Source organism: Actinacidiphila acididurans (assembly GCF_016918855.1).
Taxonomy (GTDB): Bacteria; Actinomycetota; Actinomycetes; order Streptomycetales; family Streptomycetaceae; genus Actinacidiphila; species Actinacidiphila acididurans.
On sequence record NZ_JADKYB010000021.1, the window covers coordinates 127767 to 143361 of the forward strand.

Annotated in this window: 13 protein-coding genes and 1 pseudogene; 6 read left to right on the plus strand and 8 right to left on the minus strand. The window is 72.1% G+C overall.

Annotated elements, in window-relative coordinates:
• Nucleotides 1-24 precede the first annotated feature (24 nt).
• Nucleotides 25-711, minus strand: a complete 687-nt coding sequence (locus ITX44_RS31345) for a GntR family transcriptional regulator (protein ID WP_205361502.1) — start codon at nt 709-711, stop codon at nt 25-27.
• A gap of 262 nt (nt 712-973) precedes the next feature.
• On the opposite strand from ITX44_RS31345, the gene ITX44_RS31350 reads away from it, so the two are divergent.
• Entirely contained in the window at nt 974-2704 is a 1731-nt protein-coding gene (locus ITX44_RS31350) for a serine/threonine-protein kinase (RefSeq protein WP_205361504.1), read from the plus strand.
• A 73-nt stretch (nt 2705-2777) separates the two neighbouring features.
• Here the strand turns inward: ITX44_RS31350 and ITX44_RS31355 are convergent, their stop codons facing one another.
• A complete protein-coding gene (locus ITX44_RS31355) occupies nt 2778-4061 on the minus strand; it encodes an adenylosuccinate synthase (protein WP_205361506.1) in 1284 nt (427 codons plus the stop codon).
• Between the two features lie 134 nt (nt 4062-4195).
• On the opposite strand from ITX44_RS31355, the gene ITX44_RS31360 reads away from it, so the two are divergent.
• Nucleotides 4196-5035, plus strand: a complete 840-nt coding sequence (locus ITX44_RS31360) for a diacylglycerol kinase family protein (protein ID WP_307795580.1) — start codon at nt 4196-4198, stop codon at nt 5033-5035.
• Nucleotides 5036-5152: 117 nt separating this feature from the next.
• On the opposite strand, the gene ITX44_RS31365 is transcribed toward ITX44_RS31360, so the two are convergent.
• From ITX44_RS31365 to sp36, 5 genes and pseudogenes are all read right to left on the minus strand, one after another.
• Nucleotides 5153-6472: a cytochrome P450 gene (locus tag ITX44_RS31365; RefSeq protein WP_205361508.1), complete on the minus strand. Its 1320-nt coding sequence runs from the start codon at nt 6470-6472 to the stop codon at nt 5153-5155.
• Nucleotides 6469-7302, minus strand: coding sequence for an MBL fold metallo-hydrolase (locus ITX44_RS31370; RefSeq protein ID WP_205361510.1), 834 nt, complete (start codon nt 7300-7302; stop codon nt 6469-6471). Before ITX44_RS31370 ends, ITX44_RS31365 begins: the two co-directional genes overlap by 4 nt.
• A 173-nt stretch (nt 7303-7475) precedes the next feature.
• A pseudogene (locus ITX44_RS31375) lies at nt 7476-8363 on the minus strand (NUDIX hydrolase); the annotation flags it as partial.
• A gap of 249 nt (nt 8364-8612) precedes the next feature.
• Nucleotides 8613-9074 (minus strand): RidA family protein, encoded by a 462-nt coding sequence (locus tag ITX44_RS31380; RefSeq protein ID WP_205361511.1) that lies wholly within the window; start codon nt 9072-9074, stop codon nt 8613-8615.
• Nucleotides 9071-9235 (minus strand): Sp36 family protein, encoded by a 165-nt coding sequence (gene sp36, locus ITX44_RS31385; protein ID WP_073494871.1) that lies wholly within the window; start codon nt 9233-9235, stop codon nt 9071-9073. Before sp36 ends, ITX44_RS31380 begins: the two co-directional genes overlap by 4 nt.
• 216 nt (nt 9236-9451) lie before the next feature.
• Here sp36 and bagA point away from each other — a divergent pair, with 216 nt between their 5' ends.
• Entirely contained in the window at nt 9452-10696 is a 1245-nt protein-coding gene (bagA, locus tag ITX44_RS31390; protein WP_205361513.1) for an ATPase BagA, read from the plus strand.
• Nucleotides 10693-11994 carry an ATPase BagB gene (gene bagB / locus ITX44_RS31395; RefSeq protein WP_205361515.1) on the plus strand — a complete coding sequence of 434 codons (1302 nt, stop codon included), beginning with the start codon at nt 10693-10695 and terminating at the stop codon, nt 11992-11994. The genes bagA and bagB overlap by 4 nt, the downstream gene beginning before the upstream one ends.
• A 94-nt stretch (nt 11995-12088) precedes the next feature.
• Here bagB and ITX44_RS31400 read toward each other — a convergent pair whose 3' ends face one another.
• A complete protein-coding gene (locus ITX44_RS31400) occupies nt 12089-12421 on the minus strand; it encodes a WhiB family transcriptional regulator (protein WP_205361517.1) in 333 nt (110 codons plus the stop codon).
• 597 nt (nt 12422-13018) lie between these two features.
• Here ITX44_RS31400 and ITX44_RS31405 point away from each other — a divergent pair.
• Nucleotides 13019-15235, plus strand: coding sequence for a transglycosylase domain-containing protein (locus ITX44_RS31405; protein ID WP_205361519.1), 2217 nt, complete (start codon nt 13019-13021; stop codon nt 15233-15235).
• Nucleotides 15236-15414: 179 nt separating this feature from the next.
• Nucleotides 15415-15591, plus strand: coding sequence for a hypothetical protein (locus tag ITX44_RS31410; RefSeq protein ID WP_205361521.1), 177 nt, complete (start codon nt 15415-15417; stop codon nt 15589-15591).
• Nucleotides 15592-15595 lie beyond the last annotated feature (4 nt).

Consider the following 15595-nt stretch of genomic DNA (forward strand, 5'->3'; position numbering starts at 1 on the left):
CGTAAGGCGACCGTGCCTGCCGCGTCAGGAGCGCGCCGGGGCGAGCTTGTCCATGAGGGCCCGGATGTGGCGGTGGTACTCCTTGGTGAGCCGCCGCGCGGTCTCGGTGTCGCGCGCCTCCACCGCGCCGACCAGCGCGACGTGGTCGGACCAGCACACCCCGGCGAGGTCGGGCAGCGCCCGCAGGTGGGGCACGGCGTAGATCCAGGTCTGCGCCCGCATCCGGTCCAGGAACTCGCTGATGTGCGGATTGCCGCCCATGGCCACCAGTTCCCGCCAGAACCGCAGGTCGCAGCCGATCAGTACGTCGAGGACGCCGGCCTGCGCGGCGCGGGCGGCGTCCACGGCGCGGCGCCGTACCGAGGCGAGGTCCGCCGCGGCCAGTTCGCCCATGCCGTGCTCGGACAGGTGCCGGAAGGCGGCTTCGGCGACGAACACCTGGGCGTCGGTCAGTGAGCGGAAGTCCTCTGCGGTCAGCCGGCGCACCTGGAAGCCGCGGTGCTGCTCGACCTCCAGCAGTCCCTGTGCGGCGAGGTCGACCAGCGCCTCGCGCACCGGGGTGGCCGAGACACCATAGGTGTCGGCTATCTCCTTGACGGTGAAGTGGCGGCCGCCCTGGAGGCGTCCGGTGAGCACCTCGTCGCGCAGGGCGTCGGCGATCTGCTGGCGCAGACTGCTGCGCCGCACCGGCGATGTACCGCCCTCCGCCATTGCCGCTCCCGTCCCGTTCTCCGCACCCGCATCCGCCACACCTGCTGTACCTGCCGTACCCGCGGTACGGCGCACGCATCGCACACCCGTGTGGCCTCCGCACACGATATGCGAGGGGCATACGTATATGAGTGGCGAATGATCGTACGAGCCCACAGGGACGGTGGCCGCGACACGGGCCGGGCACCGGCGTCGCTCCGCTGCGACCGGAATTCGTACGCTTATCCTTCGCCTCACACGTACGGGGGAGGAGCGGGCGGCCATGGACGAGCTGAGGACCGACGATCCGCGCCGCATAGGCGCCTACCGGCTGCTGGGCCGGCTCGGCACCGGCGGCATGGGCATCGTCTACCTGGCCCGCTCCGCCCGCGGCCGCACGGTCGCGGTCAAGCTGGTGCGGGCCGAACTCGCCGCCCAGGAGGAGTTCCGGGACCGTTTCCGGCGCGAGGTGCAGGCGGCCCGCCGGGTCGGCGGCACCTGGACCGCGCCCGTCCTGGACGCCGACACCGAGGCGGAGATCCCGTGGGTGGCCACCGGTTACGTCGCCGGTCCCTCGCTCTCCCAGGTGGTCAGGGAGCACGGGCCGCTGCCCGAGCGGTCGGTACGGGTGCTGGCCACCGGCCTCGCCCGGGCGCTGGCCGACATCCACGCGGCGGGGCTGATCCACCGCGACCTCAAGCCGTCCAACGTCATGATCACCATCGACGGACCCCGGGTGATCGACTTCGGCATCGCCCGCGCCCTGGAGACGGTCACCGATGCCTCGCTCACCGGCACCGGCGGCATGGTCGGCTCGCCCGCCTTCATGTCGCCCGAGCAGGTGCGCGGCGACCGGCTCACCTCCGCCTGCGACGTCTTCTGCATGGGCTCGGTCCTCGCCTACGCGGCCACCGGCCTCCAGCCGTTCGGCGCCGCGAGCAGCGGGGTGCACGCCCAGATGTTCCGCATCGCCCAGGAGCCGCCGGACCTGACCGCCGTCCCCGCCGGCCTGCGCGACCTGGTGGCCGCCTGCCTGGTCAAGGACCCGCAGGAGCGGCCCTCCCTCGACCGGGTACGGGACATGGCCGCCGCCCTTGCGCCCGCCGGAGCCGACGCCCCGCCCGCCGACGAACCCTGGTTGCCCGGCGCAATAGTGGCGCGGCTGGGCCGGCACGCGGTCCGGCTGCTCGAACTGGAGGCGGACGGGACCGGCTCGCTGCCCGTGGTCCCGGCCCCGGCACCCGCCGAACCCGCGGCGGCCGTCGTCACGGCGACGGCGGCCCGTGCGAACGCCGCCACCATTGCGCCCGAACCCGCAGCCATGGCGGCGCCCGTGGAGCCGCTGCGGCCCGTCGAGCCGGTCGAACCCATGACGTCTGCCGCGCCCGTACGGTCCGAGCCGCCGTACGCCCCGGCGCCGACCGTCACCACCGCGCCGACCGCACCAACTCTGCCCGCCGAAGCATCCGGCCACTTCGGGTCCGTCGCGGACGAGCCCGACCCGGTGCCGCCGCCGGGGCGGCGCCGGCGCGGGCGGCTGATCGGGACCGTGGCCGCGGTCGCCGTGGTGGCCGGTGGGGCCACCGCTCTGGTGGCCGTTCTGGAGCACCACGGCGGGGGCCCGGCGGCCCCGGGTCCGTCCCCGTCCGGCGGGCGCTCCACCGCCGCGCGGAACCCGGCCACGGGCCCGGTCCTGCCCGCCGGCTACGTCGGCACCTGGCTGACGTCGTTCACCACGGAGCTGGGCGTCAACACCCGCACCCTGATGATCCGCCCGGACGGGACCGCCGAACTGCGCGGCGACAGCCCCTCGTACCACTGCGTGTGGTCGATGCGGGTGACGTCGACGGCGCCGAGGGTGGAGCTCAGCCCGTCGAAGGTGTTCAGCGGGTCGCCGGCCGGCTCGTGCAACCCGGGTGAGGCGACCGTGCTGACCCTGCTCGACGCGAACCGTCTGCGCCGCGACAACGCGGACGGCGACCGCGCGCCGCTGACCTACCGCAGGGCCGGCTGATCCGCCGGCCCTCCCCCGGCGGCCGGCCGTTCGGCTGCGGTCGGCCGGACCGCATGGGGGCCGGCCGACCGGATCACACGAACGAGTTGATCTCGATGGTCTCGGTGCGGCCCGGGCCGACCCCGATCGCGGAGATGGGCGCGCCCGACATCTCCTCCAGCGCCTTGACGTAGTCCTGCGCCTGCTGGGGCAGGTCGGCGAAGGTCTTGGCCTTGCTGATGTCCTCCGACCAGCCGGGCAGGTACTCGTACACCGGCTTGGCGTGGTGGAAGTCGGTCTGGCTGTACGGCAGTTCGTCGACCCGGCGGCCGTCGATCTCGTACGCCACGCACACCGGGATGCGCTCCCAGCCGGTGAGCACGTCGAGCTTGGTGAGGAAGAAGTCGGTCAGGCCGTTGACGCGGGTGGCGTAGCGGGCGATGACCGCGTCGAACCAGCCGCAGCGGCGGTCGCGGCCGGTGGTGACGCCGTACTCGCGGCCCACGGTCCGCAGCCGGGCGCCGTCGTCGTCGAACAGTTCGGTGGGGAACGGTCCGGAGCCCACACGCGTTGTGTAGGCCTTGAGGATGCCGATCACCCGGGTGATCTTCGTGGGGCCGACGCCGCTGCCGGTGCAGGCGCCACCTGACGTCGGGTTGGACGAGGTGACGAAGGGGTAGGTGCCGTGGTCCACGTCGAGCAGCGTGCCCTGGCCCCCTTCCATGAGCACGACCTTGCCCTCGTCCAGGGCGTTGTTGAGGACCAGCGCGGTGTCGGCGACGTAGTCCTTGATCTGCTCGGCGTACCCGAGGTATTCCTCCACCACCTGCGCGGTGCTGATCGCCCGCCGGTTGAAGATCTTGACCAGGATCTGGTTCTTGTCGTGGAGGGCCGCGTCGACCTTCTGCTGGAGGATCGATTCGTCGAACAGGTCCTGGACCCTGATGCCCACCCGGTTGATCTTGTCCGCGTAGGCCGGCCCGATGCCCCGCCCGGTGGTGCCGATCCGGCGCTTGCCGAGGAAACGCTCCGTCACCTTGTCGATGGTCTGGTGATACGGCGTGATCAGGTGCGCGTTACCACTGATCAGCAGCTTGGAGGTGTCGATGCCGCGGTCGTTCAGCCCGCTCAGCTCGGAGAGCAGGACGGCCGGGTCGACGACGACACCATTGCCGATGACGGGGACGCAGTCCGGCGTGAGGATCCCGGAGGGGAGCAGGTGCAGCGCGTACTTCTGGTCGCCGACGACCACCGTATGACCGGCGTTGTTCCCGCCCTGGTACCGCACGACGTAGTCCACGGAACCGCCGAGCAGGTCGGTGGCCTTTCCCTTGCCCTCGTCACCCCACTGAGCACCGAGCAGCACAAGTGCGGGCACAGGCGTACACCCCTTCCGGGCGGGGCATGTCCAACGTGCAGAGAGCCGTCGAACCTGCCCCGGAATAGACGAAGCCCCTGACGCAAAGGCGCAAGGGGCTCTTGCACCGAGATTTTACCTGAGGAAGGACCAAGGTGTCGGCTCACGTCCCGGCCGGGCATCCCCTGCTCGTGGTCATCGACCCCACGGCGCGCGCCACCGACGGCGAATCCGTTCGGATCGCCAAGGATGTGCTGGTCGCCGGCGCGGCTTCCGTCAAGTTCGTACTGCCCGAGTCGGCCGCCGAGGTCGAACGGGCGCTGGTCCACCGCGGCAGACGGCACCCCGTAGTGCTCGGCGACGACGCCGCGCTGCTGCGGGCCGTGCGAACCCTGCACCGCGAACGCACCCTGGGCGACGCGCCGGTGTCCATGGTGCCGATCGGCCCGCGCTCGGCGCTGGCGCTGGCCCTGGGAGTGCCGGGGCAGGTCCCGGCCGCGGCCCGGGCGGTGCTGGAGGGCGAGCCGCGGGAGATGGACCTGCTCCTCGACGAGTCCGGCGGCATCGTGCTCGGCGCGCTGAGCATCCCGTGCGGCAACCCGGTCTCGCAGACCGCCGCGCACTGGTGGACGCCGGTGGAGAAGACCGCCCGCTCCCTGGTGCGCACCCTGACCGCGCCGATCCCGGTCAACGGCCACCAGCCGCCGCGCCGCCAGCGGCTGCGGGTCGAGGCGGACGGGGTGGTGCTGGCCGACCTGGACCAGCCGGTGCACGAGGTCTCGGTCCGCACCTCCCCCTCGGCCGGGCCGGCCCTGGCCGAGGTGCTGGTCCGCCGCTCCGAGAGCGACGGACCGCAGGTCAGCGCCCGGGCCCGGACGATCACGGTCTCCGGCCGGGACTTCCGTTACCGGGCCGACTCGGCGATCACCGGGCCGGTACGGACCCGCACCTGGACGGTGCAGCCGTCGGCGTGGCGGCTGACGGTGCCCAGGTGAGGGCTCTGCCCGTCTTTCCCGGCTCGCGCTGCTGATCCGTCTCCCACCCATCCGATCCGTCCCGCCCGTCGCCTTGTGACGGGTCGTGCCCGGCGCAAGGCGGCGTTTTCCCGGCCGTCACCAGGTGACGAGCATTTCCCGGGGGCCGCGGATCACGTAGCCGGGGCGCCACTCGGGTTCGGCGACCAGGCGCATCCCGGGCGCGTCCCGCAGCAGGGTGCCGAAGGAGGCGGTCAGCTCCACCCGCGCCAGGGGCGCGCCCAGGCAGTAGTGGATCCCGGCGCCGAAGGTGAGGTGCTTGTTGTCCGCGGCGGGCCGGGAGACGTCGAAGCGGTGCGGCTCGGCGAACCTGGCGGGGTCGTGGTTGGCCGAGCCGAACAGCAGCGCCACCTCCGCGCCGCGCGGGATCACCGTGCCGCCGACCTCGATGTCGTCCAGCACCCAGCGCTCGAAGAGCTGGAGCGGCGTGTCGTAGCGCAGCATCTCCTCCACCGCGTCGCGCAGCAGTTCCGGCCGCTCGCGCACCGCCCGGAGCTGGTCGGGGTGGTGGAAGAGCGCCAGCCAGCCGAGCACAGTGGTGTTGACGGTCGCCTCGTGCCCGGCATTGAGCAGCAGCACCACGGTGGAGACCATCTCCTGCTCGCTGAGCACGTCGCCGTCGTCGTGGGCCGCGATCAGCGCGCTGATCAGGTCGGTGCCGGGGTCGCGGCGACGGGCGGCGATGAGCTCGCGCAGGTACGCGGAGAACTCCTCGCCGGCCCGCACCGCCCGCCGGGCCGTCTCCGGCGACGGGTTGAGCTCGAACATGCCGGTGATCGCGGCCGACCAGGGCCGCAGCAGGCCGCGGTCGGCGGGCGGGATGCCCAGCATTTCGGCGATCACGGCGACCGGCAGTGGCTCGGCGACCCGGGCCAGCAGGTCGCCGCCGCCGTCCGCGTACAGCCCGCCGATCAGCTCCGCGGCCAGGCGCCGCACAGTGGGCACCAGTTCCTCGACCATGCGCGGGGTGAACGCCTTGGCGACCAGGCGGCGGATCCGGGCGTGCCGGGGGTCCTCCAGGTCGAGCATCCCCTCGCCGTTGAGCGTGGTGAACGGCTCGTGCTCGGGCGGCGGCGCCTGGCGGCCGAACTCCTCGTGGGTGAAGCGGTGCAGATAGGTGCGGCCAAGGCGGCGGTCCCGCAGCAGCGCGCTGACGTCGTCGTAGTGCGGGATCAGCCACTGGTTGCTGGGCGCGAAGAAGTGCGCCCGGCCCGCCTCGCGCAGGGCGTCGTAGGCCGGGTACGGGTCGCGCACGAAGGCGGCGGACCAGGGGTCGAAGCGGGGCGGGACGGCGGCGTTGCCGGCGGCGTTGTCGGAGGAGGGGAGCGTGTCCCCTTCGGGCGCGTGCGCCTCGGCGGCAGCGGAGGGCAGTGCGGGGTCGGGCGGCAGAGCGGTCATGGCAGGTCGATCAGTCCGTGTTCTCGCAGGTAGTCGAGCTGGGCGCGGACCGAGAGCTCGGCGGCGGGCCACAGCGCGCGGTCCACATCGGCGTAGACATGGGCGACGACCTCGGCGGCGGTGCGGTGGCCGGCCTCGACGGCGGTCTCGACCTGGGCGAGCCGGCTGGCGCGGTGCGCGAGGTAGTACTCCACGACGCCGCGGGCATCGGTGAGGACGGGCCCGTGGCCGGGCAGCACCGTGTCCACCCCGCCCTCGACCGTGAGGGCCTGGAGGCGGCGCAGGGAGTCCAGGTAGTCGCCCAGCCGCCCGTCGGGATGGGCGACCAGTGTCGTCCCGCGGCCCAGGACGGTGTCGCCGGTCAGGACGGCGCCGTCGGCCGGCAGGTGGAAGGACAGCGAGTCCGAGGTGTGCCCGGGGGTGGGTATCACCCGCAACTCCAGGCCGCCCGCGGTCACCGCGTCCCCGGCGCCCAGACCCTCGTCGCCGAGCCGCAGTGCCGGGTCCAGGGCGCGTACGGGCGTCCGGGTCAGCTCGGCGAACCAGGCCGCGCCCTCGGCGTGGTCGGGGTGGCCGTGGGTGAGCAGGGTCAGCGCGATCCGCTTGCCCGCCTCCTCCGCCGCGGCGGCCACCCGCGCCAGGTGGCCCTCGTCCAGCGGGCCCGGGTCCACGACCACGGCCAGCGGGGAGTCCGGCTCGGTGACGATCCAGGTGTTGGTGCCGTCCAGGGTCATCGGCGACGGGTTCGGCGCCAGTACGCACAGCGCGCGGGCGGTGGCCCAGCCGCCGATGGTCGTCTGCGGCTGCCCGGGGGGCGTCAAGGCGGTCATCGGGCGCTCTCCTCGGTGCCGGCCGCCTGTGCGGCGCCGTCGGGGGCGATTACGGGGTCCTGCGCGGCGGCCGCCCGTACGGCGTTTCCCGCCGCTATTGCGTCGGTCGCATCCATGGCGCCTCGTGTGCCTGTCGCGTCCGTCACCTTTGCCGCGGCCGTCGCGTCCGCAGCGTCCGTTGTGTCGTCCCGGGTACTCGGGCCGGTCCCGAAGACCGTGGTGAATTCGTCGTGGCCCGGCCAGCGCAGCACGACCTCGCCGGAGGCGTCGAGGACGGCGCGGGCGAGGACGGGCGTCAGGTCGCGGGCGGAGGCGGCGGCCAGGGCGCTGTCCGCGGTGTCGTACGGCAGCAGGTCGCGCAGCATGGTGATGGTCGGCGGAAGCATGGTCAGCTCGCCGCGGTCGTAACCCGCGACACCTTGTGCCGGGCGCAGCCAGACGGTGTGGTCGGCCTCGCCGGACACGTCCCGGGTGCGCTGGCCCTCCGGGAGGCGGGCGAGGAAGAACCAGGTGTCGTAGCGGCGTGCCTCGAACTCCGGGGTGATCCAGCGCGCCCAGGGCGCGAGCAGGTCCGAGCGCAGCACCAGGCCGCGGCCGGCCAGGAAGTCGGCGAAGGCGAGGTCGTGGGCGACCAGGGCGGCCCGGTCGGCCTCCCAGTCCGCGCCCGTGGTGTCGGCCACGACCGTCTCCGGGTCCGGTCCGGCCAGCAGCACCCCGGACTCCTCGAAGGTCTCGCGGACCGCGGCGCACACCACGGCCTGCGCGTGCGCCGGTGGCACCCCCAGCGCCGCCGACCACCTGTCCAGGGCCGGCCCGGCCCAGCCCACCGGCCGCTCGTCGCGCGGGTCCACGCCGCCGCCCGGATACGCGTACGCGCCCCCGGCGAAGGCCATGGAGGCGCGTCTGCGCAGCATGTGCACCGCCGGCCCGTCCGGGGTGTCCCGGAGCAGCAGCACGGTGGCCGCGGGCTTCGGCTCCACCGCGGTGAGTTCACCCCGGCTCAGCGCGCGGACCCGGTCGGGCCAGGACGCGGGCAGCGCCGGACCGTTCATCGAGGTCATGGGCCGGAGCCTACGTGCCTGCGGCGAAATGTTCGAGAGTGCGTCCGTCCGGGCCCGGTGGCCGGGCCCGGACGTGCGATGCGCCGGTGTCCCGGCCGCCGGTGCCGGGGACCCGTCGCAATTGCGTCGGATACGGCTCCCGAGGCACTTCGGTAAGCGCTGTCCGGCCGGCGTTCGGTCAGCGCTCGGACAGCCGGTCGGCGCTCTTCGGCCCGCCGCTCAGCACCGTTCGGCCGGAACCGCCCGGAGCTATTCCGTCAGCTCGACCTGGATCTCGACCTCGACCGGCGCGTCCAGCGGCAGCACCGCGACACCCACCGCGCTACGGGCGTGCACGCCCTTCTCGCCCAGCACCTCGCCGAGCAGATCGCTGGCGCCGTTGACGACGGCGGGCTGCCCGGTGAAGTCGGGGGCCGAGGCGACGAAGCCGACCACCTTGACCACCCGGGCCACCCGGTCCAGGTCCCCGGCGACGGACCGCACCGCGGCCAGCGCGTTGAGGGCGCAGATCCGGGCGAGTTCGGCGGCCTGCTCCGGGGCGACCTCGGCGCCCACCTTGCCGGTGGCCACCAGCTTGCCGTCCACCATCGGCAACTGGCCGGAGGTGTACACGTAGCGGCCGGAGCGCACGGCGGGCTGGTAGGAGGCGAGCGGCGGGACGACCTCCGGCAGCGTGAGTCCCAGTTCGGCGAGCCGCGCGGCCACGCTCATGCCTGCTTCTCCCGCTTGAGGTACGCCACCAGCTGCTCCGGGTTGTTGGGCCCGGGCACGACCTGCACCAGTTCCCAGCCGTCCTCGCCCCAGGTGTCGAGGATCTGCTTCGTCGCGTGCACCAGCAGCGGCACGGTCGCGTATTCCCACTTCTTCGCCATACCGCGACTTTAGTGCCTTCCCGCGCGCCGCCGGACGGCGCCCGGGACGCGCCTTCGGCCCGCGTCACCCCCGGCCCGAGCGCAGGCCGGGGACCCGGCCGTACCCCGTTTCCCGCCGCCGGGCCGCGCCCTTACCGCGCGTCCTGGCGCCCGGGTACCGCCGGAAGGCGGCGGTCCCCGGAGTAGCCGGGCCCGCGAGTGGTTAGGCTCGCAAGGGTGAGCGCTCAACAGTCATCCGCCGTCAGGCTCCACGTCGTGACCGGCAAGGGCGGCACGGGAAAGACCACGGCCGCCGCGGCCCTGGCGCTCGCCCTCGCGGCCGAGGGGCGGCGCGTCCTGCTGGCCGAGGTCGAGGAGCGCCAGGGCATCGCCCAGTTGTTCGAGACCGAGGCGCTGCCGTACGAGGAGCGCAAAATCGCCTCCGCGCCCGGCGGCGGCGAGGTACACGCCCTGGCCATCGACGCCGAGCTGGCGATGCTGGACTACCTCGACATGTTCTACAAGCTCGGCCGTGCCGGCCGGGCGCTGAGGAAGCTCGGCGCCATCGACTTCGCCACCACTGTCGCGCCCGGCCTGCGCGACGTCCTGCTCACCGGCAAGGTGTGCGAGGCGGTCCGCCGCAAGGACAAGGCCGGCTGGCCGGTGTACGACGCAGTGGTGCTCGACGCCCCGCCGACCGGCCGCATCACCCGCTTCCTGAACGTCAACGACGAGGTGGCGGGTCTGGCCCGGGTCGGCCCGATATACAACCAGGCGCAGTCCGTGATGCGCGTCCTGAAGTCCCCGCAGACCGCCATCCACCTGGTGACGCTGCTGGAGGAGATGCCGGTGCAGGAGACCATGGACGGGGTCGCCGAACTGCGGGCGGCCGGTCTGCCGGTGGGCGCGGTCATCGTCAACATGGTCCGGCCGGTGCTGCTGGCGGACGTGGAGCTGGCCGAGGTGGTCTCCCCGGACGGCCCGGGCGCCGAAGCGGCCGGTACGGGAGGCGGTACGGCGACGGGCTCCGGTTCCGGCCGGTCCGTCAACGGCAAGCGCCGGGCCGCGGTCGCCAAGGCGCTCTCGCAGGCCGGTCTCGGCGGCGCCCGGCGCGGCGGGGTGGCCGAGCGCCTGGTGGACCCGCTGTTCGCCCAGGCCCACGAACACGCCCAGCGGGTGGTCCTGGAGCGCGAGCAGCGGGCCGAGATCGCCGCGCTGGGGCTTCCGGTACGTGAGTTGGAGCTGCTCGGCGACGGCGTCGACCTGGGCGGCCTGTACCGGCTCGCGGAGAGCCTGCGCAAGCAGGCGGTGGCCGGCACCGTGCCCGACCCGGGGGCGCCCACCGGGACCGTCTCCGACGACCCCGAGGGCTGGGGCTCGGGGTCCATCGCCGGCACTGACACAAGCACCGGCACCGGCACCGGCACCGGCACCGGCACGAACGGAACCGACGGCACCGAGACGAACGAGGTCGACGAGTGAGCCTGGACAGCCCCCTGCTGGAGATCGACCCGCTGCTGGACGACCTCAGGACGCGGATCATCGTCTGCTGCGGCTCCGGCGGCGTCGGCAAGACCACCACCGCCGCGGCGCTGGGCGTGCGTGCCGCCGAGCGCGGCCGTACCGCGGTGGTGCTCACCATCGACCCGGCCCGCCGGCTGGCCCAGTCCATGGGCCTGACCGAACTCGACAACACCCCGCGCGAGGTCGACGGGATCGACGGGTCGGCCGGGGGTTCGCTGCACGCGATGATGCTCGACATGAAGCGGACCTTCGACGAGGTCGTGGTCAACCACTCCGATCCCGAGCGGGCCCGGGCCATCCTGGAGAACCCCTTCTACCAGTCGCTGTCCGCCGGTTTCGCCGGCACGCAGGAGTACATGGCGATGGAGAAGCTGGGGCAGCTGCGGGCCCAGGACGCCTGGGACCTGATCATCGTGGACACCCCGCCGAGCCGCAGCGCGCTGGACTTCCTGGACGCGCCCAAGCGCCTCGGCTCCTTCCTGGACGGCAAGTTCATCAAGCTGCTGATGGCGCCGGCCAAGGTGGGCGGCCGGGCCGGGGTGAAGTTCCTCAATATGGGGATGTCGATGATGACCGGCACCCTGAGCAAGGTGATGGGCGCGAGCCTGCTGCGGGACGTGCAGACGTTCGTCGCCGCCATGGACACGATGTTCGGCGGCTTCCGGACCCGGGCGGACGCCACCTACCGGCTGCTCCAGGCGCCGGGTACCGCGTTCCTGGTGGTCGCCGCGCCGGAGCGCGACGCGCTGCGCGAGGCGGCGTACTTCGTGGAGCGCCTGGCGGCCGAGGACATGCCGCTCGCGGGCCTGGTGCTCAACCGGGTGCACAGCAGCGGGGCGGCCCAACTGACCGCCGAGCGCGCCCTTGCGGCGGCCGAGGCGCTGGAGGACTTCGCGGAGGCCAACGGCGGCCCGGAGCAGGGCGGTGCGGACCGGGGCGGGGAAAATCTTGCGGCCGCCCGCATTGTGGATCACCGGCCGGGGAAAGCTGATGCCGGTACCCCCGACGGCACCCAGGACCGTACGGAAGGAGACCGGCAGGCACCTTCGGAACGGCTCGCCGCCGGACTCCTGCGCCTGCACGCCGAACGGATGCAGGTGGTCGCGCGTGAACGGCGCACCCGCGACCGCTTCGTGTCCGTGCACCCCGAAGTGCCCATGGTCGACGTCACGGCGCTGCCCGGCGACGTGCACGACCTGGAAGGCCTGCGGGAGATCGGCCTGCGGCTGGCGGGCGCCGAGGAAGTGGCGGCTTAGGACGTACGTGCCCGCGGCGCGGCCCCCTGCGACGACGTGACGTTGCCCGGGCGCGCCCGAGACGCGCCTCGCGAGCCGGTACGGCGCGCGGTGGTCAGCCGGCCGCGGCGAAGTCGTCCTCGTCGCCGAGCGGCAGCAGGCCTGTGCTGCGCTCGTACTCGGTGCGGGCCGTCTCCAGGAGGCGGCGCCAGGACGTCACCGTGGGGCGGCGGCGGAGCAGCGCACGGCGCTCACGCTCGGTCATACCCCCCCACACGCCGAACTCCACGCGGTTGTCCAGCGCGTCCGCCAGGCATTCGGTCCGCACCGGGCAGCCGGTGCACACCGCCTTGGCGCGGTTCTGGGCCGCACCCTGGACGAACAGTTCGTCCGGATCAGTGGTCCTGCACGCGGCTTGCGTGCTCCAGTCGGTTACCCAGCTACTCATGCTGGCGCCGTCCTCTCCCGAATCGAGGCTCCCCCACGGCGGCGAACGGCATATTCACCGTTGCCAGTTGAGGACGTTACGGAAGGTAGGCGCGACGCAACAGCCCTTTCAGGCCCAATCTTGCATGGCCCGAAAGGACTATGCGTGCGCAGCAGATCACCCACCGGAGTGAGCAGTAGCCAAATCGGATCTATGGGACGTTCAGCGGATGTTCACCCGCCATCTCCCTCACGATCTCCGGCATATGCGGAAATTCGGACACCTCTCATCACTCACAAGAGTGACGAAGAAAGACAGGTGCGCGCCCGACGATCGCGCCCCGCCTGTTACAGAGTAGGCGAACAGGTGCCCGCCCGTCCGGGAATTCGCAAGGTCGGCGGTTGCCCACCCGGACCCGGGGTCATTGCGTACCTTTTTGACCGCATATGCACCCCGATTGACCGCGACCCCGTCCTGATCCTGTCGAATCGGCTCGATTTCGTCCCTGCCGTGACCCGCACGGGCGAAGCTGCCCGGATGTAACGTTCTCGTACTGGTTTTCCACAGCCCGGGGCAGCACCCCCCGGAACTCACATGCGGACGGATTAGGCTGCCCCCATGGCTCACAAGCGTTCCGGCGGGGGGCTGTCCACGGCCCAGCAAGCCGCCAAGTTCCTCGGTGTCAGCGTGCTGGCCGGTGTCGTCCTGGCAGGGATCGCCCTGCCCGCCGCCGGCGCCCTCGGACTGTCCGCGAAAGGTACGGCCAAGGGCTTCGACGACCTGCCCGGTGAACTGCGGCAGCCGCCACTGAGCCAGGCGTCCAAGATCCTCGATGCCAACGGCGGCCTGATCGCCACCGTCTACTCCCGCGACCGCACGGTCGTGCCGATCCAGGACATGAGCCCGAACATCCTCACGGCGATAGTCGCCATCGAGGACTCGCGGTTCTACCAGCACGGCGCGATCGACATCAAGGGCATCCTGCGCGCGCTGAGCAACAACAGCGGCGGCGGCAGCACCCAGGGCGCCTCCACGCTCACCCAGCAGTACGTGAAGAACGTCTTCGTGGAGGAGGCCGGCGACGACCCGAACAAGGTCGCCCAGGCCACCCAGCAGACCGTGGGCCGCAAGATCAAGGAAATGAAGTACGCGATCCAGGTCGAGAAGGAGCTGGGCAAGAAGAAGGTCCTGGAGAACTACCTCAACATCACCTTCTTCGGCGAGCAGGCGTACGGCATCGAGGCCGCCTCGCAGCGGTACTTCAGCACCCACGCCAAGAACCTCACCCTGACCCAGGCCGCGCTGCTGGCCGGCCTGGTCCAGTCGCCGAGCACGTACGACCCGGTGAGCGACCCGCAGGAGGCGATCAAGCGGCGCAACACCGTCCTCGCCCGGATGGCCCAGCTCAAGGACATCACCCCGGCGCAGGCGGCCACCGCCGAGAAGGCCCCGCTCGGCCTGAAGGTCAGCTCCCCCAAGAACGGCTGCATCACCGCGGTCAACGGCGCGGGCTTCTTCTGTGACTACGTGCGCGAGACCTTCCTGCAGAACGCGGCCTTCGGGAAGACCAAGGAGGACCGGGCCAAGACCTGGGACACCGGCGGTCTGACGATCAAGACCACGCTCGACCCCAAGGCGCAGGCCTCGGTGCTCAGCGGCATACAGAAGCACGTCTACAAGAGCGACAAGGTCGCCGCGGCGGGCGTCCTGGTCCAGCCGGGCACCGGCAAGATCGTCGCCATGGCGCAGAGCCGGCCGTACGGCTTCGGCACCAACCAGACGCAGATCAACTACTCGGTCGACGAGAACATGGGTGGTGGCGGCGGCTTCCAGAACGGTTCGACGTTCAAGCCGATAACGGCGGCCGCCGCTCTGGAGGCCGGTTACCAGCCGTCCCAGGTGTACCCCTCGCCGTACGAGATGCCGTACCCGGCGGTGACCACCTGCTCCGGCGCGAACATCCCGGCCGGCGGCCACACCCAGAACGAGAGCAAGAGCGAGGTCGGGCCATTCGCGATGCCCGAGGCGCTGAAGAAGTCGATCAACACGTACTTCGTGGCGCTCGAGGCGAACGTCGGCCTGTGCCCGATCGTGAAGATGGCCGACAAGCTGGGCTTCGGACGGGCCGACGGCAAGCCGCTGCAGCAGATTCCGTCACTGACCCTGGGCACCAACGAGGTGTCGCCGCTGACCGTGGCCGCCGCGTACGCCGCCTTCGCCAACCGCGGCACCTACTGCACGCCGATCGCCATCCAGTCGGTGACCAACACGGCGGGCAAGAGCCTGACGGTGCCCAAGTCCATCTGCTCGCAGGCCATGTCGCAGAAGACCGCGGACACCCTGAACACCATGCTCAAGGGCGTGGTCGACGACGGTACGGGTACGGCGGCCAACCTGGACGGCCGGGAGACCGCCGGTAAGACCGGTACCACCGACGACCGCTGGGCGGCCTGGTTCGCCGGCTACACCCCGAACATGGCGGCGGCGGTCTGGATGGGCGACCCGCGGCACTCCCAGAAGATGCTGAACGTCACCATCGGCGGCGTCTACTTCGACAAGGTGCAGGGTGCCGACGGTCCGGCCCCGATCTGGAAGGACGCGATGACCGGCGCCCTGGAGGGCCAGCCCGCGCTCAACTTCGTCACCGTGCCGATGAACATCCCGGACAAGGGCCAGCAGCCCCCCGCCTCTCCGGGCCCCGGCGGCCAGCAGTCCCCGCCGGCCAACCCGACCAACCCGACCAACCCGGGCGGCAACAAGGGCGGCGGCAAGCACAACGGCCCGGGCGGCATCACCCTCCCGACGTTCTTCCCGCCGGGCGGAGCCCAGCAGTAGGGACGGCACCCGGGCCCTGAGGCACCGGGGGAGCATGCGTGAGGGGCGCCCCCCATCGGCGGGCGCCCCTCACGTCTGTCCCGGCGGACGGAATCCCCGGAGTTGTCCGGCTCAACGGGCTTGGGCAGCTCGACTGACTTCGGGATAGTTGAGTGCAACCCGCAGGAGGCGGTTGGGACATGCCCGACGATCACCGCAACCGGCTTGCCGCTCGCGTCAGACGGCTCAGGCACATCCTGACCGGCCCTGTCGGGGTGTGGCTCCTGTCCGCCCTCGCCTGCTTGGCTCTCTGGAAGCTCGCGTCGGTATTCGTGCCGCTGATCATGAAATACGTGTTTTTCGGCGGTATCCGGTAGCCCC